The organism is Erwinia aphidicola, from assembly GCF_014773485.1.
Classification (GTDB): Bacteria; Pseudomonadota; Gammaproteobacteria; order Enterobacterales; family Enterobacteriaceae; genus Erwinia; species Erwinia aphidicola.
In genome coordinates, this window is record NZ_JACXBP010000002.1 from 574,803 (window position 1) to 592,778 (window position 17,976).

The 17,976-nt window shown below is 55.3% G+C and carries 17 protein-coding genes; 5 read left to right on the plus strand and 12 right to left on the minus strand.

Annotated features, from left to right (window positions below):
* Positions 1–32: 32 nt before the first annotated feature.
* The 3 genes from ID864_RS07060 to soxR form a co-directional block, all read right to left on the minus strand.
* Positions 33–1,382 carry an NCS2 family permease gene (locus tag ID864_RS07060; protein WP_191149623.1) on the minus strand — a complete coding sequence of 450 codons (1,350 nt, stop codon included), beginning with the start codon at positions 1,380–1,382 and terminating at the stop codon, positions 33–35.
* Positions 1,383–1,734: 352 nt separating this feature from the next.
* Positions 1,735–2,397 (minus strand): glutathione S-transferase family protein, encoded by a 663-nt coding sequence (locus tag ID864_RS07065; RefSeq protein ID WP_048917541.1) that lies wholly within the window; start codon positions 2,395–2,397, stop codon positions 1,735–1,737.
* A 42-nt stretch (positions 2,398–2,439) separates the two neighbouring features.
* Positions 2,440–2,907: a redox-sensitive transcriptional activator SoxR gene (soxR, locus tag ID864_RS07070; RefSeq protein ID WP_048917542.1), complete on the minus strand. Its 468-nt coding sequence runs from the start codon at positions 2,905–2,907 to the stop codon at positions 2,440–2,442.
* 92 nt (positions 2,908–2,999) lie between these two features.
* Between soxR and soxS the strand changes: the two genes are divergently transcribed.
* Positions 3,000–3,392: a superoxide response transcriptional regulator SoxS gene (gene soxS, locus ID864_RS07075; protein ID WP_099753706.1), complete on the plus strand. Its 393-nt coding sequence runs from the start codon at positions 3,000–3,002 to the stop codon at positions 3,390–3,392.
* Between the two features lies 1 nt (position 3,393).
* Here soxS and ID864_RS07080 read toward each other — a convergent pair whose 3' ends face one another.
* Entirely contained in the window at positions 3,394–4,722 is a 1,329-nt protein-coding gene (locus ID864_RS07080; RefSeq protein WP_230048711.1) for a diguanylate cyclase domain-containing protein, read from the minus strand.
* A 441-nt stretch (positions 4,723–5,163) separates the two neighbouring features.
* Between ID864_RS07080 and ID864_RS07085 the strand changes: the two genes are divergently transcribed.
* Positions 5,164–5,445 (plus strand): YjcB family protein, encoded by a 282-nt coding sequence (locus ID864_RS07085; protein WP_048917544.1) that lies wholly within the window; start codon positions 5,164–5,166, stop codon positions 5,443–5,445.
* Positions 5,446–5,503: 58 nt separating this feature from the next.
* Here the strand turns inward: ID864_RS07085 and ID864_RS07090 are convergent, their stop codons facing one another.
* Both ID864_RS07090 and ID864_RS07095 read right to left on the minus strand, forming a co-directional pair.
* Complete coding sequence (locus ID864_RS07090) at positions 5,504–6,460, minus strand: ATP-grasp fold amidoligase family protein (RefSeq protein ID WP_048917545.1); 957 nt, start codon at positions 6,458–6,460, stop codon at positions 5,504–5,506.
* An 8-nt stretch (positions 6,461–6,468) separates the two neighbouring features.
* Positions 6,469–7,725 carry an MATE family efflux transporter gene (locus tag ID864_RS07095; protein ID WP_048917546.1) on the minus strand — a complete coding sequence of 419 codons (1,257 nt, stop codon included), beginning with the start codon at positions 7,723–7,725 and terminating at the stop codon, positions 6,469–6,471.
* 558 nt (positions 7,726–8,283) lie between these two features.
* On the opposite strand from ID864_RS07095, the gene ID864_RS07100 reads away from it, so the two are divergent.
* Complete coding sequence (locus ID864_RS07100) at positions 8,284–8,679, plus strand: transposase (RefSeq protein WP_048917547.1); 396 nt, start codon at positions 8,284–8,286, stop codon at positions 8,677–8,679.
* 858 nt (positions 8,680–9,537) lie between these two features.
* On the opposite strand, the gene ID864_RS07105 is transcribed toward ID864_RS07100, so the two are convergent.
* The 3 genes from ID864_RS07105 to gstA all read right to left on the minus strand — a co-directional run bounded on the left by ID864_RS07105 (position 9,538) and on the right by gstA (position 12,077).
* Complete coding sequence (locus tag ID864_RS07105; protein WP_048917548.1) at positions 9,538–10,500, minus strand: DMT family transporter; 963 nt, start codon at positions 10,498–10,500, stop codon at positions 9,538–9,540.
* Between the two features lie 70 nt (positions 10,501–10,570).
* Positions 10,571–11,404: an AraC family transcriptional regulator gene (locus ID864_RS07110; RefSeq protein WP_048917549.1), complete on the minus strand. Its 834-nt coding sequence runs from the start codon at positions 11,402–11,404 to the stop codon at positions 10,571–10,573.
* A 67-nt stretch (positions 11,405–11,471) separates the two neighbouring features.
* Positions 11,472–12,077 (minus strand): glutathione transferase GstA, encoded by a 606-nt coding sequence (gene gstA / locus ID864_RS07115; RefSeq protein WP_048917550.1) that lies wholly within the window; start codon positions 12,075–12,077, stop codon positions 11,472–11,474.
* Between the two features lie 212 nt (positions 12,078–12,289).
* Between gstA and ID864_RS07120 the strand changes: the two genes are divergently transcribed.
* The gene (locus ID864_RS07120) at positions 12,290–13,225 is read left to right on the plus strand and encodes a VirK/YbjX family protein (protein WP_048917551.1); all 936 of its coding nucleotides are present in this window, start codon (positions 12,290–12,292) and stop codon (positions 13,223–13,225) included.
* Between the two features lie 5 nt (positions 13,226–13,230).
* Here ID864_RS07120 and ID864_RS07125 read toward each other — a convergent pair whose 3' ends face one another.
* From ID864_RS07125 to dld, 3 genes are all read right to left on the minus strand, one after another.
* Positions 13,231–13,677 carry a DUF3828 domain-containing protein gene (locus ID864_RS07125; RefSeq protein ID WP_099753707.1) on the minus strand — a complete coding sequence of 149 codons (447 nt, stop codon included), beginning with the start codon at positions 13,675–13,677 and terminating at the stop codon, positions 13,231–13,233.
* Between the two features lie 135 nt (positions 13,678–13,812).
* Entirely contained in the window at positions 13,813–14,517 is a 705-nt protein-coding gene (locus ID864_RS07130) for an alpha/beta fold hydrolase (RefSeq protein WP_048917553.1), read from the minus strand.
* The gene (gene dld / locus ID864_RS07135; protein ID WP_099753708.1) at positions 14,514–16,205 is read right to left on the minus strand and encodes a D-lactate dehydrogenase; all 1,692 of its coding nucleotides are present in this window, start codon (positions 16,203–16,205) and stop codon (positions 14,514–14,516) included. Before dld ends, ID864_RS07130 begins: the two co-directional genes overlap by 4 nt.
* Positions 16,206–16,542: 337 nt before the next feature.
* On the opposite strand from dld, the gene ID864_RS07140 reads away from it, so the two are divergent.
* Positions 16,543–17,940, plus strand: a complete 1,398-nt coding sequence (locus ID864_RS07140) for an amino acid permease (RefSeq protein ID WP_099754668.1) — start codon at positions 16,543–16,545, stop codon at positions 17,938–17,940.
* The last annotated feature ends 36 nt before the right edge of the window (positions 17,941–17,976 follow it).

Here is a 17,976-nt window from a genome sequence, read left to right on the forward strand (position 1 = left end):
GTGGGGCCGACGAATTCGGCCCCGAAACAGGATTAAATCGCCCAACCGCCGGCATAGAAAGCGACCAGGGCCACGGCAATGATCACCGTGCCCGCATTCAGCTTGCGCCACTCGCCGGCAAAGATACGGCCGATGACCAGGGCGCCGAAACCGAGCATGATGCCGGTGACGATGTTACAGGTCAGCACGATAAATACCGCAGCCAGCAGGCCGGACATCGCATCCACGAAGTCGCTGAAATCAATTTTCGACACATTGCTCAGCATCAGCAGGCCAACGTACATCAGCGCAGGCGCAGTGGCATAGCCAGGGACCAGATAGGCCAGCGGCGACAGGAACAGGATCATCAGGAACAGCACGCCAACCACAATCGCCGTCAGACCGGTTTTACCGCCCGCCGCCGTGCCCGCTGCCGATTCGATATACACGGCCGCAGGTGCGGCGCCGACCAGACCGGAGAAGATGCTGCTCAGTGAGTCGGTGGTCAGTGCCTTGCCGCCGTTAATAATCTGGTTATCTTTGTCCAGCAGATTTGCCTGGCCAGCCACCGCGCGGATGGTACCGGTGGCGTCAAACACCGCCGTCATCACCAGCGCCAGCACGCTTGGCAGCACCGCCGGTTTCAGCGCGCCAAGAATATCAAGGCTGAACAGCAGCGAGTTACCCTGCGCATCGCTCAGGCTTGGCATCGCGAACAGCCCCTGATAGCTCACCGCCGGGTCGAAGATCAGACCAATCACCGAGATAGCAATAATCGTCAGCAGGATGCCGCCCGGCACGCGCAGTTTTTCCAGGCCGAAAATCACCGCCAGACCAAGCAGCGTCATCACCACCGGGAAGGAGGGGAAGTGACCCAGCGTAACCGGCAGGCCTGGGCCCGGGTTTTTCACCACCAGACCAACGCCATCCGCCGCAATCAGCAGCAGGAACAGGCCAATACCCACGCCGGTGCCGTGCGCCACGCCCATCGGCAGGTTACGCAAAATCCACGCGCGAATACCGGTGGCGGAAATCAGCGTAAACAGCATCCCCATCAGGAATACCGCACCGAGTGCCACCGGAACGCTGATATGCTGGCCCAGCACCAGGCTGAAGGCGGTAAATGCCGTCAGCGAGATAGCACAGCCAATCGCCATCGGCAGGTTGGCCCACAGGCCCATCAGCAGCGAGCCGAAACCGGCCACCAGGCAGGTCGCGACGAACACGGCGGTCGGTGGGAAACCGGCTTTGCCCAGCATTGAAGGCACCACGATCACCGAGTAAACCATCGCAAGGAAGGTGGTGAGTCCGGCTAAGACTTCCTGGCGCACGCTACTGCCGCGCGCAGAGATTTTGAACCAGGCGTCTAAAGAGCCGCTGGCCGGTTGAGAAGGAGTCGACATAGTAATCCCCTGAGCTTTCTTATGAGTTATCGCTGCGCAGTACCGCTGTTACCCAGCGGCGTCCAACATTTGCATCCCTGGCACAATATACGCGGTACAAAAAACCTCAGGGCGAGGCGCTGACCGGATAAAGGCAAACGTTTTCTATTCCACGCAAAAAACCGCGTAATTGCAGTGCTTATTTATGAGCAAACGATTATCCGGTGTTTATTGGTGCATTTTCAACACCTGTTAAGCGGATCTCAGCAAAATAGTAGCGGGGGAGCGTGCCTGCATCGTAATAGCGCTTTCTTATGGCTATGGCACGATGCAGGCTGGGTGAAACCTTTATGCGTCAGGAGGAGAAAAAGATTCAGGAGAGGTTAATTTCGCCACCCTGCTGCAGAGCGCGCTGCCAGGCAGCACGCGCCTGCACTTTTTGCAGCCATGCCTGAATCGCCGGGCTGTCGGCGGCGCCTCCGCGTGCGGTCAGCGCCTGTAGCGGAAAACTCATTTGCACATCGGCAATGCTGAAGCGGCTGCCGGCAAACCACTGATGGCTGGTCAGGTGCTGCTCAATAAACTGGCGGTGAGTCGCGATCTGTGGATTGAGATACCCTTTCTGTACCCCTTTGCCAAAGGCGCTGCCGATCGGGCGCAGCAGCCACGGCACCGGAGCCTGCCCCATGCGGCTGAAGATCAGCTTCATCACCAGCAGCGGCATCAGTGAGCCTTCCGCGTAGTGCAGCCAGTAGCGCGACTGGATCACCTCCTCCTCATCGAAAAGTTTCAGCCGATTTTCTGCGTCATAGTGGGCTTCCAGGTATTCGAGGATCGCGCCGGACTCAGCCACCACGCGATTTCCGTCGGTGATAACCGGGGATTTCCCCAGCGGATGCACTTTTTTCAGCTCGGCGGGGGCCAGCATGCTGGCTTCGCGCTGGTAACGCTTGATCTGGTAGGGCACTTCCAGCTCTTCCAGCAGCCACAGCACACGCTGCGAGCGCGAATTATTCAGATGATGCACGGTGATCATAGCCACTCCTTCAAGCGGTGAACAAATTCTAAGTATAGGAGTTTATGGCCCTTTCACATCCAGCAGGATCGCGCCGGTGCCCTGCTCGCTCAGCCTGTCGCCCGGGTTGCGCAGCGGGCAGTCCTCCATCGACAGGCAGCCACAGCCGATGCAGCCGTCGAGATCGTCTCTGAGATGGGTCAGCGTCTCGATGCGGCGATCCAGCTCTACACGCCACTGCTGCGACAGCACCGCCCACTCTTTTGGCGACATGCGTTTGCCCGGCGGGTACTGCATCAGACTGTCGCTGATGGTCGCCAGCGGAATACCGATGCGCTGGGCAATCTTGATCACCGCCACGCGCCGCAGCACGTCGCGCGTGTAACGCCGCTGGTTGCCAGGGTTGCGATAGCTGCTGATTAATCCTTTGCTTTCATAGAAGTGCAGCGTGGAGACCGCCACGCCGCAGCGCTGCGCCACGTCGCCGGGGGTCAGTTCTCGCTTGTTGGGATTGTTGAGACTTTTTTTCATTTGGCCCTTTACCTCAAGTTAACTTGAGGAATTATACTCAGCAACCATTGAGACCGCGACCGTTTGACGCACAAGACCTGGGAGAATAAGGAATGCATGACGACATCATCAACACCCTGACCCACTGGATTGATAACAACCTGGATAAGACGTTGTCGATAGATGAAGTGGCGGCAAAATCGGGATATTCGAAATGGCACCTGCAGCGTATGTTCCGCACCGTCACCAGGCAGACGCTGGGCAACTATATTCGCGAACGCCGCCTGACGCTGGCCGCAGAAGCCCTGCGTCAGACCCAGCGCCCGGTGTTTGATATCGCTATGCAGTATGGCTATGACTCGCAGCAGACCTTCTCACGCGTGTTCCGCCGCCAGTTCTCACAGACGCCGACCGCTTATCGCCACGCTATGCGCCGCCAGTCTTTACAGCGCAGCAGCTGGAACTTCGACTGCAGCGACTACTCAAGCAGCGGGCTGCGCAACTGAATCAGCGCGACGCCACTGCGATTGTCGGTGGCAGCCCCTGCGCCTCCTGCCCCCAGTACGAGGGCGACAGGTACCAGCCACCGCCCATCTCCTTGATGTGATACATCGCCGCATCGGCCTGCGCCAGCAGCGACTCGGCGGAACGGTGATTTTTAGCCAGCGCCACGCCAATGCTTAGCGCCTGCCTTACCCGCGTGCCTTCCGGCAGAGGGATCGGCAGCGCCATCGCATCAAGGATGTTGCGCGCCACCTGAGCCACCTGCTCCTCACGCTCTACCGTTGGCAGCAGCACGGCAAACTCATCGCCGCCGAGACGCGCCACCAAATTATACGCGGGTAAACTGGCGCGCAGCCGCTGCGCGGTGACGGTCAGCACGTAGTCCCCCGCCGCGTGGCCGAAACGGTCGTTGACCTGCTTGAAGCGGTCGCCGTCAATAAACAGCACGCCAACCTGCTTGCGCGCCAGCGCATCCTGCATCAGCGTCGCCAGCTGCTGCTCAAACGCCTTGCGGTTGGGCAGGCCGGTCAGGGAATCGTGCAGCGCCTGATGGGCCAGCGTGTCATTTTCACGCTTCAGATGGCGCTGCCAGTTATCCAGCTCGTCGAGCAGGCTGTTAAAGTCGCCGCTTAGCTTGTTCAGCTCTGCAATCGACGATGACGGCACGCGCAGGGAAAATGCCCGTCGGCGGCGCACATCGTGGGCAACGGAGGCGATATTTTGCAGGCCCAGGAGGATCCCCGCATGCATGCGGTTCGACAGCGCACACGCCACCAGCGCGGTGACAAACAGGCTGCCGCTTAGCCACAGCAGTGCCTGCCACAGATAGTGCAGCACGCGAGTCGCATCGCCGCTGATCCACACCCGGCCAATTTCCTGCCGATGCAGCATCACCGGCGCGCTAACCGGTTGCGGAAACAGCCAGCGCGACACGGCAGCGCTCAGCCCGCTGTGCTCTGCCTTGCCCGGCTGCTGCCAGCTGGCGAGCAGCTGTAGGTTCGCGTTATAAATGCGCCCGGAGGCAAATTCTGCCTGGTTACCGATCTCGCGCAGGATCTCCTTTGCCGCTGCTGCATCATTCTGCGCTACCGCCATTTGCGCGCTGTAGCTGACGCTGGTTGCGACCAGCTGAATATTATTCTCGGCGTAGCTGCGCAGTGCGAACATCGACAGCGCCGACAGCGATGCACCGCTGAACAGCAGCGATACCACGATAATGATCAGGTGAATGCGCTGAAAAGACTCGCGCATGGTCGGCAGTTCGCGCGCGGCCACGGTTTTATTTCGCTGGTGTAAAAGGCTGGATAGCCAGGAGTTACCATTAAATGACACGCAGGCTCCTTATTATCTTCTGCCCCTGATTAATTATTTTTGCTTGGATTTCGGCAAGCGGAAACCCTCCAGAATAGATTTCTGGAAATTAAGATTAGGAGCAGCATTGATAAAAATCCTACAGGTCATCGCCAGGCCGCACAACTTTAAACAGCGTGAGATTCATCTTAAACCATCAAGTTTGACTTAGCGGTAAGTCAAATCACTGAGAGCAAACAGACGTTTTTCGCCAGAGGTTACGGTCACTTTTGATACTAAAAAAACTACCATACCAGGTATAAATATTGTTCAACTTTTAAAATCGAGTGATATAATGTGACCGCCGTCACACTTTAATGACCTGCGCGTCAAGGCGAAACGGAGCCTACCTGGCAGCTCCCGTCCGCTCATGGTGATGATGCATCCGTTTGTCAGGACCGATCACCGTGGAGTTTAGATAAGATGGCTACGATTACCACCAGCGTACTACTCATGAGATGGGAACTGCTGAGTGCAGTGATGATGTTTATTGCCAGCACCTTTAACGTGCAGTGCCGAAAAGCCAGTCGCAATGCGATGGCTTTCATGTTTACTGGTATCGGTATTGGTATGTCATGCTGGTTTGTCACCGGGCTGCTGGGTATTACGCTGAGTATGGAAAATCTGCACAACTTCTGGCATATCACCAAAGATGTGTTTGTCGAAGTGATGAGCCGTACACCCGCTGACTGGCCAATGCCGTAAGCGACACCTGCATGGCGAGCTGACCCGGCTCGCCGTACAGGGTATTATTTGCCACTCTTTAAATCTTTTTTAGCACCGCCGGTAACGGCACATCTTCGGGCTCTTTGCTTCCCGGCAACGCTTCTGATTTACGGTCCTGCAACCACATATCTCCCATCAGCTGATTCAGTCCGTTATCCAGACCGGTCACCAACCCCGCGCCTGGGGTAAACGTCAGTTCGCCAAAGTAGATATGCCCTTCATGGATATACCAGTCCACGCGCACATAGTCAAAATCTGCCGCCAGCTGTTTGCTGAGGGTTAGCGCACGTTCCAGCGTCTCCATATCGCCGCTGATATCAAAACCGGTATCGCGGATTTTGTAGAAGCAGTTCTTCAGGTTGTTAACGTAGAAGTTCATCGACAGCGCCGAACAGCCTGCGCGGTTGTAGATCACCTGCAGCACATACTCAAAGTTGCCGTCTTTCTTGTTGAACATATGGAACTTGTAGTCAACGGCGGCAAACTTGCCATCCCCAACGTATTGCTCAACCAGAATGCGCGGCTTGATATAGCGATAGTGGATCTCACGCGCATGGTGCGAGAAGTCCTGATGCAGCCACTCATCACAACGTTTAATCAGCAGCTGCTTCTGAATGCAGTCGGGCTCTTCCAGCACGATTTCGACCATCCCTGAGCCATGGTTCGGCTTGATCACGGTATTTTTCAGGCTGCCCAGGCTGAGCAGTGAAATCGGATCGTCAGTCTCATGAATCAACGGAATCAGATACTCTTCGCCAATAACGCGGGCAATATAATCTCTTACCAGCAATTTATCTGAAAGATTGGCATAGCGTACATGATCGCCGGTCACATATTTACGATACAGAACTTTCTCATTGAATAACTTAGGTTCCCGGATGTTAGGTATACTTCTGAATTTCTGAAAGTAATAAACTTTATCCTGGTAAGACCAAGGCATCTTTTTGAGCAGGTAAACAAAACCTTTTCTCAATTCTGCTTTGAGCTTCAACATGATTTACCTCATCTGTAGGTTTTGTAGTTGAGTGAGGAAAGCTGTATTTTAAGAATGACGCCATTCTTAAAGAAATAATTCATTATCGTCAGGGATAAAAGCTCAGTAACAAACACGCTCCAGGCTGCGCCTGTTAATCCCCAGGAGTGGATAAAGAAGTAAGACGTTGCCAGACCAATCACCACCAGTAAAATGACTTTCACCAGTAAGTAGTTGAAACCGCCCTCTTTAACCATGTAGCGATACGCTACTGTTCCCATTGCCGAAAAGCAGGTTGCTAACGACAACAACGTAATGAGGTTTCCCGATTGTGTGTAGTCTTGCCCATAAAGGCTGTTGATGATCCTGTCACCAAACAGCGTGACAAGGGAGAGCATCAAAAATGAAACTGCCATTACATATCCGTACAGTCGTGAAGCCAGTTTTACTGCCACATCACCGCGTTCCCGGAAAATCTCAGAAAAGCACGATGTAATGATTGCGACCGGAATAAAAATCCATGAAGCAGAAATGGTGTTTGCTGCGGTGAACAACCCCAGCTCATGCGCTGAGCCAACCCCAACCAGAAAGAACTGTGCCGTCTTTACCTGGATAGAGATAAACACGCTGGAAATCGCCAGTGGCAAACCCGCATGCAGTAAATAACGTAAATAATTCCTGCGCTTGCGCCGCGGCGGTGGGCTGATGCTGTTGGTCTGATAAAAGCGGCTGCGCTTGATCAGATACGGTACCAGCGTAACCGCAACAATCGACAGTGACAGCAGCAACGGGCTGAGTTTGAACCAGGCAACGCCAAAGCTGATGGCGAAACTGAGTATCATCCCCGTGGCATTGGCCACCGTGTTCATTCGCGATTCAAGGCGCGCATTGTTGTATACGCTAAAGATATCCTGAGTAACGAACATGGCCGAAATAAATGAAGCCACGGCAAAAACAATAAAATTTTCACGCATGGTCAACCAGACATACAGCAATACCGGTAACGACAGCACCAGTAATAATGTCAGGCGCAGTGATTTCGCTACGGCCATCAACCGCATTCCTTTCGATGCACTTTTGCTGATGCTTTTGAAAAGAATGGTTTCAGTACCAAAAATGGCAATAGTCTGAACAATTGAAAAAAGTGATGCAGAAAATGCTATTTGGCCAAATATGGCTGGACCGAAAGATTTGGCCACATAGGAGGTGACAAAAATTACACCAAAAACCGAGACAATCTTTTCAGACATCATCCAGGCAGCATTAGACATCACACTGTATTTCATCGAAGCATCCTTTGTGTTTCCAACACCCTAAAGCCACTAACCAACACATCCTTGTCCACAACTGATTCAATAACGCACAGTGATACCTGGCGACAAAGCGAAAATTAATCTGCTAATCAGGCATCGGCGTGCCTTTTATTAAATCATGCCATTTATTTTTGAGACGGTTTTTTTAACCGTGCCACATTCTCAACTGCTGCGAGTGTAGTTAACTCTGGTCTTATTCATACTGTGACCGTTTTCACAAAAATGCTTAAGTCGGGAGCAAAGTTAGCACAGTTTTTTTTCCCTGCCCGCTGGAGTTTTCCTAATTACTGCCTGGTCTTGTACTGGCATGAGACGAATTTATATCAAAAAAACCAATATCGAAAGCTAACAAAACCCTTTTGAAATAAAATAGGAGAAATCCCATGATGTTATTTCTTCATAATCCCTTAACTTAAAGCCTGCCATTCCAATCGCGTACTTTTAAACACTGCGCCAATATCTGTACAAAACAGATCCATTGATTAATGCAGTTATTCTCATCCCAATATTGTTAAGAAAGGTAATAGCATTATGAGAAAGTCACGATATACCGAAGAGCAAATCACCAGTGCCATTAAAGCTTCTGAGAGCGGCATTAAGGTGAAAGAGATTTGTGATGAACTGGGGATTTCTGAAGCAACTTTCTACAGTTGGAAAAAGAAATATGCTGGCCTCTCTTCAGAAGAAGGGCGAAAAATCAAAGAGTTGGAGGAAAAAGTACACACTATGGAGCGGGAACTGCAAACCCTGTCATCGGACAAAGAGATGCTGCAAAGCGTATTGAAGAATTTCTTTACCACCAATGACAAGCGCCAGGCCGTTAATTTTTTGCAGGATACTTACGACATCGGCACGCGCCGCAGCTGTCGCCTGCTGGATATCAGCCGTAGCGTCTATCATTACCCGTATAATCTCGAAAATCAGTAATCGTTTTAAGCTGTTTGTAATGTATTAACAGGTCCAAATTAAAATATTCTCAATACTTATTGAAAAGTACCGGACGTTTTTTTGGCGCGGATTTTCACTGATGAATTATTCGTAATCCCGCCCAGTAGTTTGGCCGTAACTTACTCAGTCACCAGCTAAAAACTCAGTAGCATCAAGGCTTTCAATGCGCGTTTATCTTTGCAGGCAAAGATAAACGCGCCGAAAGTGACTTAACAACTTCTAATAATTCCACCAATCCACGCCGCTAATGCCCCTGCCACGATAATCATTCTCGCTTAATCACTGGTTCATTAAACTGATTTATTGTGGGCGTTCCGTCTCTGAGGTTATGTTTAACGAAATGTGCTGCCACGCGCCTTTAAGGGCATCAGAATGTGAGTAGCATCATGCTACAAGTGCGCTTTTACATTATCAGAGTTAAACATTACAGGCTTAACCCACGCCTTCACTACTGTTAAATGATGTTTTATCTTATCAATCCCTCCTCTTCCCATGGGGAAAACCTCGGGCGACTTATCAATTTTTGACTCATTTTTTCGATTAAATAGTGGTATCCGCAAGATAAATGCGTCTCAAAAATGGAGAATTTAACATTCAGTAGGAGGGATTCACTGTCCAAAAAAAAGGTGCAATAAGAATAGCGATTATTCTTATAGCGGAACAATCCTGGATTGTGCCAAGCAGCGGTGGCAAGAGATGAAAAAAAGCGCGGCCGACATGGCCAAGAATGTGTGATCTAAATCACACAAATACGATTATATGGCCCGCGGTGAGCGCGAGCCAGAGCGGGCCGCTGCGCGACAGAAATCGTCAGGATTTCCTCGCCAGCAGCCTGCATTACTGAGTTATCTTCAACGACTTTACTACCGGCTCTGGCTTGATACGCATTGCGCTAATCACGCCGACCATCAGGCAAGCCACGCCGCACAGGGTAAGTAACGGCGGCCACGACTGACGTAATAAAAAGGTATAAGTGAGCCCGGCGAGGATTTCGAACACGATAAGTGGCCCCACCAGCACAGTCGGCAAGCGCTGGCTGGCTTCATTCCAGCACAGCGTGCCCAGCCACGAGCAGAGCAGCGCAATCGCCAGCATCAGCGCAATAAATACGCCGGGACGCGGGCCAAAGGGCAAGGCGAACTCCGGCCTGGTCACATGAAGCAGCGCCATCACCAGCAGATAACCCACGGCGGCCAGCGGCAGCGTGACCACCCCCTGCGCAGTTGCCCAGGTCGCCGGTCGGATGGGATGCCGGCGCAGCCAGCGGGCATTACGCAGTGGATACCATGTCCAGCAAACGACGGCGGCAAACGCCAGCGCCATGCCGCTCAGGTAGCGCCAAAGATCAAACTGCTGCCCCACTGTACGCAACTCGGCCACGTTGACGCACACCAGCCCGGCAGCAATCAGCAGCAGCGCGGGGCAGAGTTTCGCCCAGCGCAAGCGCCCTTCTTCAGCGCCGTAAAACAGATTGGCACTCACCGAGATAACCACCGGCAGCGTGCCGATAATCATGGTAGAGATTGGCGCGCCGGTGCGCTGGATCGCCGTCGCCAGGCAGGCGTAATAGAGAAGGTTGCCGACCAGCGTCAGGCGAAAAGCCTCCTGCCAGTCGCGGCGCGACAGTTTCTTCAGACGATGGCGATCCTGCCAGGCCAGCAGCAGCGCAATCAGTCCAAACGCCAGGTAACGCCCCATCGACTGCAGCGTGCCAGGATAATCCGGCACCATCAGCGGGCCAACGAAGATCAGCCCCCACATCAGCCCTGCAATCAGGGCAAAGAAAATTCCAGCAAGCATAGTCCGCTCCGGCCAAAAGAAAACGCCAGTATGGGGAAAGAGAGCGGGCAGAGATTGTAGCAAATTGCGATCAGCGCAGCTGAGCACGCACCTGCTTCTGATAGCGCGAAGGGGTAATGCCGTAGCGGATGGCGAAGGAGCGCGTCAGGTGCGCCTGGTCGGTCAGCCCAACCGATGCTGCCACGTCCGCCGCAGGCAGGCCGGCGGCCAACAGCTGGCTGGCGCGGTAAAGGCGAAATGCCATCAGCATCTGATGCGGGGTGACGTGGTACTGTGCCTTAAACTGCCGCTGAAAGTGATACGGGCTGAGCGAGACCAGCGCGGCCAGCTCATTCAGGGAGATGCGTTCGCAGAGGTTCGCGCGCAGATAATCACGCACCACGTCAAAGCGATGGCGTGGTCCTGCCGCTAAGGGGCGGGCGATGCGGGCGTGCGGGCGCAGTAGCTCGCAGAGGTTGAGCAACAGGCCATCCACGGCCAGCGGATCATCGTGATGCCACAGATTTTCCAGCAGCTGCGACAGCAGACGGGCGCGCTGTGGATCGTGGCACACCGCCTGTTCAAACCACCATTCTGCTTCCCCCGTCAGGGCAGCCAGACGTTGTGGCTCAAGGTAGATCATACGGTACTGCCAGCCGCCTTCGGTGGCGGATTCGCCGGTGTGCAGCTCGTCCGGGTTCATCAGCACCAGTGAATCGACCGGGGCGACATGCTGCGCCCCGCGATAGCGAAAGCGTTCGGCACCGCGATCGATGGTGCCGATGCCGAACGCTTCATGCGTATGAGGCTCGAAGGCGTAACGCGTGATATGCGCACGATACAGCTCGACGCCTGGCTGCCCGGAAAGATGCCGGAAGCTGGCGCGATCCTGCTCGTAGCAAAACTGCTCTGGTACCCCTTCCACTGCCGACCCCATCAAAAAATGAACAGGGCGTCAGCTTACGGTGTTTGCCTCACGCTTTCCAGCCGGTCTAGATCAGACCTTCCGCCTTCATCGCGCGCTGAACCGCCGGACGAGCCGCAACGCGGCCCGCAAACGCCTGCAGATCCGGCCAGTTATCCAGGCTAAAGCCCACCACTTTGCTCCAGCCGAGAACGGTAAACAGATAGGCATCGGCCACGGTAAATTTATCGCCCATCAGCCAGTTTTTACCCGCCAGCGCGCCGGAGAGCCAGTCGAGACGTTTGTTCAGATTGCCGGTCGCCGCCTGTTTCCAGTCCGCCGACTGCGCGGGGTTGAATAGCGACCCCATCGGCTTGTGCAGCTCGGTGCTGATAAAGCTCAGCCACTCCATCAGCCTGTAGCGTTCGGCGGTGCCGGCTAAGGGCGCAAGACCCGACTCCGGCTTGAGGTCAGCCACGTACTGCGCAATCACGGTACCTTCGGTCAGCAGGCTGCCATCATCCAGCAGTAAGGCAGGAATATAGCCTTTGCTGTTGATGGTGGTGAAATCTGCGCCGCTTTCGGTTTTTTTAGTTTTCAGATCAACGCGTTCCAGCGTGAAGGTCGCACCCACTTCTTCCAGAGCAATGTGGGGAGATAACGAACAGGCACCCGGGGTATAGAACAGTTTCATCAAGCTAACTCCTTGTTAATAGATGGGCATCACCATACGCGATTCAGTCTACGCCGCCGTTAGCCGTTTATGCCACCGCACAGGTGTTACCAGAGAAGAGTAAACGCCGATTCAACCGAATGATAACGTCACGAAACAGTCACCGGGCATTGAGGCACCATTAAGATTTGTCCTGTTTTAATCGGGACACTTTCCTACAACGGCTTATTGTCATGTCATCAGAAGCACTGTTTTTCAGCAGTCCCGAGAGCGCGCTCTCACTGTTTACTGCCCTGGTCAGCGGACGCATCACGCCGAACGCCACATGGCAATCCTCCGCTTATCGGGCAAAGTTCCTGCTGCGCTCGCTGGCCTTTCCGCACAGCACCGCCCTGCATATGAGGCAGCTGGCGGATATCCCGGCAATGCGCGAAGCACTTGTGCTTCAGCCGATGCTGCCGGGAAAAGTTCACCGCCCGTACCTGCATCTGGGGCTGAGCGCCACCCAGCGTGCCCGGACCATCGGCCAGCATTACCGTTTTATGCAACAGTTAACCGCTGGCGTTCTGCGCCAGGCGCTGCTGTCGCCGCACTCCACCGAGCTGGTGAGTTTTTATGGCAAGGATGACCAACCTTTTCGCGTCACAGTTGCCTGTAATGGCCGCTGCGAGCGCGAGGGTGAAGTGGTGATGCTGCTCAGTAGTGGGGAGGTTACGCTGGCGGTGCTGACGTTCGCCATTACCGAACAGCGCGGCCAGCCGGTGCTGGTAATTGGTTGCGTGCAGGGTGCCCATCGCGATACGCCCCACGAGGCAATCCGCCTCGCGACCAAGGCCTGCTACGGTCTGTTTCCGAAACGATTACTGCTGGAAGTGGCATTTTTGCTGGCGCGTGAGCTCGGTATCAGCACCCTGCAGGGGGTCAGCGACTGCAGCCACACCTGGCGCAGCCTGCGCTATCGCTTTAAAAAGAAAGAGGCGTTTGTCGCCAGCTATGATGAGTTCTGGCAGTCGCTTGATGCCAGCCGCCTGTCGCGCCAGCTATGGCAACTGCCAGCGGAACTGGCACACAAAGCCATGGAAGAGATCCCCAGTAAGAAACGCGCGGAGTATCGCCGCCGCTATCAGCTGCTGGACGATCTGCACCAGCAGTTTAGCCGCTTCGCCTGAGGGGATTACTGCGCGGGGGTGGATTCCTGCTGCACTTCGTCGATCTTCCAGCCGTCGCGTTCATGCACCAGCGTTACCAGCAGATGCTGCTGGTCGCTGGGATCGCGGCCGAGGATCACATCCCCGGCGGCGCGGTTGCCGTTGTAGGTAAAACGGCTGACGCTGACGTTATTGACCCAGCCATCGCTGTAGTCCTGATCCTGCAGAAAATAGTCATCGTCCATGCCATCAGGGCTTTTGATCAGCAGGTTAATTTTTTGCAGCAGGCGCTGGGTAACATATTCATTTAACAGCGGATCGTGTTCATCGATCGGGCTCTCTTCTTTACTCAATGCCGTCAGATACCAGCTGTAAAAGGCCAGGCTGGTCCCCTGTGGATCGACGTTATGCTCCGCCGCCACCGCCCCACAGGCAAACAGCGTGATAACCAGCATCAGCAACCACTTTTTCATGCAAACCATCCCGGATAAATCACCACTTACACTCCTGAGCATTTTAGTGCCGTCCTGGCCGACAGTGATTGTATTGAAATTATCCGGCTAATCCAGCCCTGCGCCCCTCTGCCCGCCTGTTTTTTTAGTAACTGTTTATGCCGCGTTGCCCAGCCAGTCGCGCAGCAGCATAAGCAGCGCACCGGGCTGCTCCAGCGGCAGCATATGCCCACTGTTTTCGACCACTTCCAGCCGCGATGCGGGAATGGCAGCCGCCAGCTGCCGCGACTCTTCCAGCGTGCGCATGCGATCGTCGGCGGCGGCAATCACCAGCGTGGGGCAGCGGATGGCCGACAGGAGATCGGTGTCGCTGCTGCGCGGCATCCGCAGCTGGCGGATAAAGGTCTCGCGCCCGAGGCGCACGCTCATATCGAGGATCGCCTGCTGCAGCTGCGGGTCGGACTGATGGTCACGGCTCAGCGATTGCGCGATCGCCCGCTGGCCGATGCCGTGGAAGGTGCCGCTGGCGCGCTGCAGATTCTCCGCCACCGCCTGCTTAAACTCCGCCATCGCCTCACTGTCCGCCGCGCTGGAGGTGGCTATCAGCACCAGACTCTGCACGCGCTGCGGCACCCGGCGCAGGATCTCGCGCGCGACATATCCGCCCATTGAGAAACCCACCAGCGTGAACCTTGGCGGGCAGGCTGCCAGTACCGCATCGGCCATCTCAGTAATGGAGCGCCCCTGCGACAGATCGCCGTAAATTAGCGGGCCAAGCTGCTCCAGCTCCGGCAGCATACGCTGCCACAGCCCGGCATCACACATCACGCCGGGCAGTAAAACTAACGGTGTCGGATTCATGCCCAGTGCTTCCTCTTGCTGGTTTTGCCAATGCCCGGATTGCAGCTATTGGTGGGATCGAGCTGATGGAAGTGCTGCTGATGCGCTTGTGAGGCGTGATACAGGTGGCCAATATTGTGCTCGGCCGGATATTTCGCCCCGCGCTGGTCGAGATACTCCAGCACCGCCGCCTTGAACCGGGCGCCATCAACGCCCGGCTTGAGGATATAGTCCTGATGGTTGACCAGGCAGAAGAAGTGGCCGCAGCAGGAGTCTTCCAGCACCTGTGACTGAAGCTCCGGCGGCAGGTGGATCAGCCACTGCGTATCGTTGCGGCGCAGGGCGACGTCAAAGGCGATCAGCCTGTCGTCGGTATTAATACCGTAATAGTCGCAGTAGAACACCGTGCAGGCACCCACGCCGAAACGCACCAGAAACGCATCCTGCTGTTCGGCTTCGCTGCAGTGAAACCACTCGCCGTTGCGCGCGGCGAAAAAGGCCGTCAGCAGACGGCTCATCGACGCAACCTCATCGTGGGCCAGTTTAATCATCAGATGGTGTTCATAGCGGCGATGCCAGGAGAGCAGGCGCGGCGCCACGGTTGATGGCGTCACGCGGTTGCCCCACTGGATCAGCTTATCGATGGTGTTGGCAGGGAACAGCTTCAGCTTTTTCACCCGTGCATCCCACAACGCCTTTTTACGCATCAGGCCGGGCAGCGCCGCCGGGCCAAGGCGCTTGATCGACAGGAACATATGGCGGGCATAGCGCAGCGTCAGACGGAAGGCGTTGCGATGGATATACTCCGCCTGAATCGGCAGGGTTTCCAGATTCTCAATCAGAAAGCGGCGCAGGTCGAGCAGCACCTGCTCATCGTTGCTGCCGATATAGAAGGTGTCCTCCTGCGGGGTAGCGTCAAAGGTTGCCAGGCGCACGGCGAAAACGATCACTTTGCCGGCGCAGCCCGCGCTGTCGTGCAGATACTGCGGATTGCCGTTGAAGCGCGTTGGGGTTTCCGCCGCCACGTCTTTGATCACCGCCGCATAGTCATCCGCCCAGATCTTACCCGCCCAATCCGGCGCGGTACCGGTGGTATACTGCCCGGCCTCCAGGTTGGCGATGATCTCCTCCGGCGCAGTGCCGAGATCGATACCGAGGTGATTGACCAGCAGCAGCTGGCCGTCCTCGGTAATTTGTGCAAACAGCGACTTCTCGGTAAACGCCGGGCCGCGCTGCAGTAGCGAGCCGCCGGAATTATTACAGATACCGCCCACCACCGACGCGCCAATGCACGAGGAGCCGATCACCGAATGCGGCTCCTTATTGTAAGGGGCAAGCGCCGCTTCCAGCTCGGTCAGGGTGCTGCCGGGAAAGGCAATAATCTGCTCTGCATTATCAATCACCTGCACGCCTTTGATCTTGCGCGTGCTGACGATAATCACCGGGCGATCGTAGTCATCACCGTGCGGCGTTGAACCGCCGGTTACCCCGGTATTAGACGCCTGCATCAAAATTATGCAGTCATTCTGCTGGCACACCTGCAGCACCTGCCACAGCTGCAGCAGCGTTTCCGGCAGCACCACCGCCAGCGCATCACCGTGCCCGACGCGAAAGCCTTTGCAGTACCAGGCTTTCTGGTAGCTATCGGTAATCAGATTATCGGCGCTGACCAGGTCGGTCAGCTTTTGCAGGGTAAGAGCATGTTGCATCTTCTTGCCTCTCCTTAGCGTTTATTTTTTTGCCGCATCGAGTGTACCTGACCCGCTTACGAATGAATAATTAGTTAGCTTTTTACTCTGGTATAGACAACGCAATTTTATGCAACTTATATGCAGTAAAAATGCATATAAAAAAATTTATCTCTGTTTTTCAAAAAGTTGAATGTGATCATAAAGTGAATAATTACGGATGACACTGTGTTGACTTTGTTACAGCACAGCGCCAGCATGATGCCCACTTACCGACTTCCTGCGCTCGTAACGCCCTGATATTTCAATGGGGAAGGGGTGGTTTTGCCCGCTAATAATACAATGTTGAGAGGATGCTATGTCTGACCAAACGGATGCGCAGCAACACCTGCATCGCGGCCTGAGTTCACGCCATATTCAGCTTATCTCCCTCGGCGGTGCGATCGGCACCGGGCTGTTTATGGGCGCGGGCAAAACCATCGCCGTTTCCGGCACCTCGATCCTTATCACCTATATCGTGGTCGGCTTCTTTATGTATATGGTGATGCGCGCGATGGGTGAAGTGCTGCTGACAAAGCTCGATTACCGCTCCTTCGCCGATTTCGTTTCCGACTATCTCGGCCCTAAGGCCAGCTTCTTCCTCGGTTGGTCCTACTGGCTGAGCTGGGTGGTGACCTGTATTGCCGATGTGGTGGTGTGCGGAGGTTATGTACAGTACTGGCTACCGGAGCTGTCACCGTGGATACCGGCGCTGTTCACCCTTGGGTTGCTGTGCCTGTTTAACCTGCTGTCGGTGAAAATGTTTGGCGAGGCGGAATTCTGGTTTGCGATTATTAAGGTGATCGCCATTGTGGCGCTGATCGTCACCGGCATCTGGATGGTGGCAACCGGCTGGACCTCCCCGGACGGCGTGACCGCCTCGCTGCATAACCTCAGCGACCCGGCGGTGTTTATGCCGCACGGCATTGTCGGCTTTTTTGCCGGTTTCCAGATCGCGATTTTCTCCTACACCGGTATTGAGCTGCTCGGCACCATGAGCGCCGAAACCAAATCGCCGCAGACGGTGCTGCCGAAGGCGATCAAGGCGATTCCGCTGCGCATCATCATCTTCTATGTGCTTTCGATGGTGGTGATTATTGCGGTGACCTCGTGGCAGCATATTTCGCCGGAAACCAGCCCGTTCGTCACGCTGTTTGCCAAGGCGGGCCTGCCTGCCGCCGCCGCGGTGATCAACTTTGTGGCCCTGACCTCGGCGATGTCCTCGGCCAACAGCGGCGTCTACTCCAGTACGCGCATGCTTTATGGCCTGTCGGTTGAGCAGCACGCCCACTGGCAGTTCCGCATTCTGTCGCGCACCACGCGCATTCCGGTGCGCAGCCTGATGTTCTCCTGCTTTTGCATGCTAAGCGGGACGCTGCTGCTGTTCCTGGTGCCGAACGTGATGACGCTGTTTACCGTGGTGTCGACGCTGGCGGCAATCCTGGTGATTTACAGCTGGGGGATGATTCTGGTGGCCTATCTGGTGTACCGCAAGCGCTGCCCGCAACTGCACCAGCGCTCGACGTTTAAGATGCCGGCGGGGATTGTGATGAGCTGGCTAACCCTGCTGTTTTTCCTGTTCTCGCTGGTGGTGATGGTGTTTGACCCGGATACGCTGAGCGCGCTCTGTGCAATGCCGCTGTGGTTTATCCTGCTGGCGTGGTTCTGGCGGGTGAAGCAGCGTCGGGAGCAGCAGCAGACCGCCACGGTTTTGTAATGGCCCGGCGGCCGATCGAAAAAGAGGATCGGCCCC

What these genes read in the sequence shown, in the direction of transcription:
- ID864_RS07060 (WP_191149623.1), bottom strand. Translation starts at nt 1,382, where the DNA reads ATGTCGACTCCTTCTCAACCGGCCAGCGGCTCTTTAGACGCCTGGTTC.
- ID864_RS07065 (WP_048917541.1), bottom strand. Translation starts at nt 2,397, where the DNA reads ATGATCACCGTGCATCATCTGAATAATTCGCGCTCGCAGCGTGTGCTG.
- soxR (WP_048917542.1), bottom strand. Translation starts at nt 2,907, where the DNA reads ATGAAAAAAAGTCTCAACAATCCCAACAAGCGAGAACTGACCCCCGGC.
- soxS (WP_099753706.1), top strand. Translation starts at nt 3,000, where the DNA reads ATGCATGACGACATCATCAACACCCTGACCCACTGGATTGATAACAAC.
- ID864_RS07085 (WP_048917544.1), top strand. Translation starts at nt 5,164, where the DNA reads ATGGCTACGATTACCACCAGCGTACTACTCATGAGATGGGAACTGCTG.
- ID864_RS07090 (WP_048917545.1), bottom strand. Translation starts at nt 6,460, where the DNA reads ATGTTGAAGCTCAAAGCAGAATTGAGAAAAGGTTTTGTTTACCTGCTC.
- ID864_RS07095 (WP_048917546.1), bottom strand. Translation starts at nt 7,725, where the DNA reads ATGAAATACAGTGTGATGTCTAATGCTGCCTGGATGATGTCTGAAAAG.
- ID864_RS07100 (WP_048917547.1), top strand. Translation starts at nt 8,284, where the DNA reads ATGAGAAAGTCACGATATACCGAAGAGCAAATCACCAGTGCCATTAAA.
- ID864_RS07105 (WP_048917548.1), bottom strand. Translation starts at nt 10,500, where the DNA reads ATGCTTGCTGGAATTTTCTTTGCCCTGATTGCAGGGCTGATGTGGGGG.
- gstA (WP_048917550.1), bottom strand. Translation starts at nt 12,077, where the DNA reads ATGAAACTGTTCTATACCCCGGGTGCCTGTTCGTTATCTCCCCACATT.
- ID864_RS07120 (WP_048917551.1), top strand. Translation starts at nt 12,290, where the DNA reads ATGTCATCAGAAGCACTGTTTTTCAGCAGTCCCGAGAGCGCGCTCTCA.
- ID864_RS07125 (WP_099753707.1), bottom strand. Translation starts at nt 13,677, where the DNA reads ATGAAAAAGTGGTTGCTGATGCTGGTTATCACGCTGTTTGCCTGTGGG.
- ID864_RS07130 (WP_048917553.1), bottom strand. Translation starts at nt 14,517, where the DNA reads ATGAATCCGACACCGTTAGTTTTACTGCCCGGCGTGATGTGTGATGCC.
- dld (WP_099753708.1), bottom strand. Translation starts at nt 16,205, where the DNA reads ATGCAACATGCTCTTACCCTGCAAAAGCTGACCGACCTGGTCAGCGCC.
- ID864_RS07140 (WP_099754668.1), top strand. Translation starts at nt 16,543, where the DNA reads ATGTCTGACCAAACGGATGCGCAGCAACACCTGCATCGCGGCCTGAGT.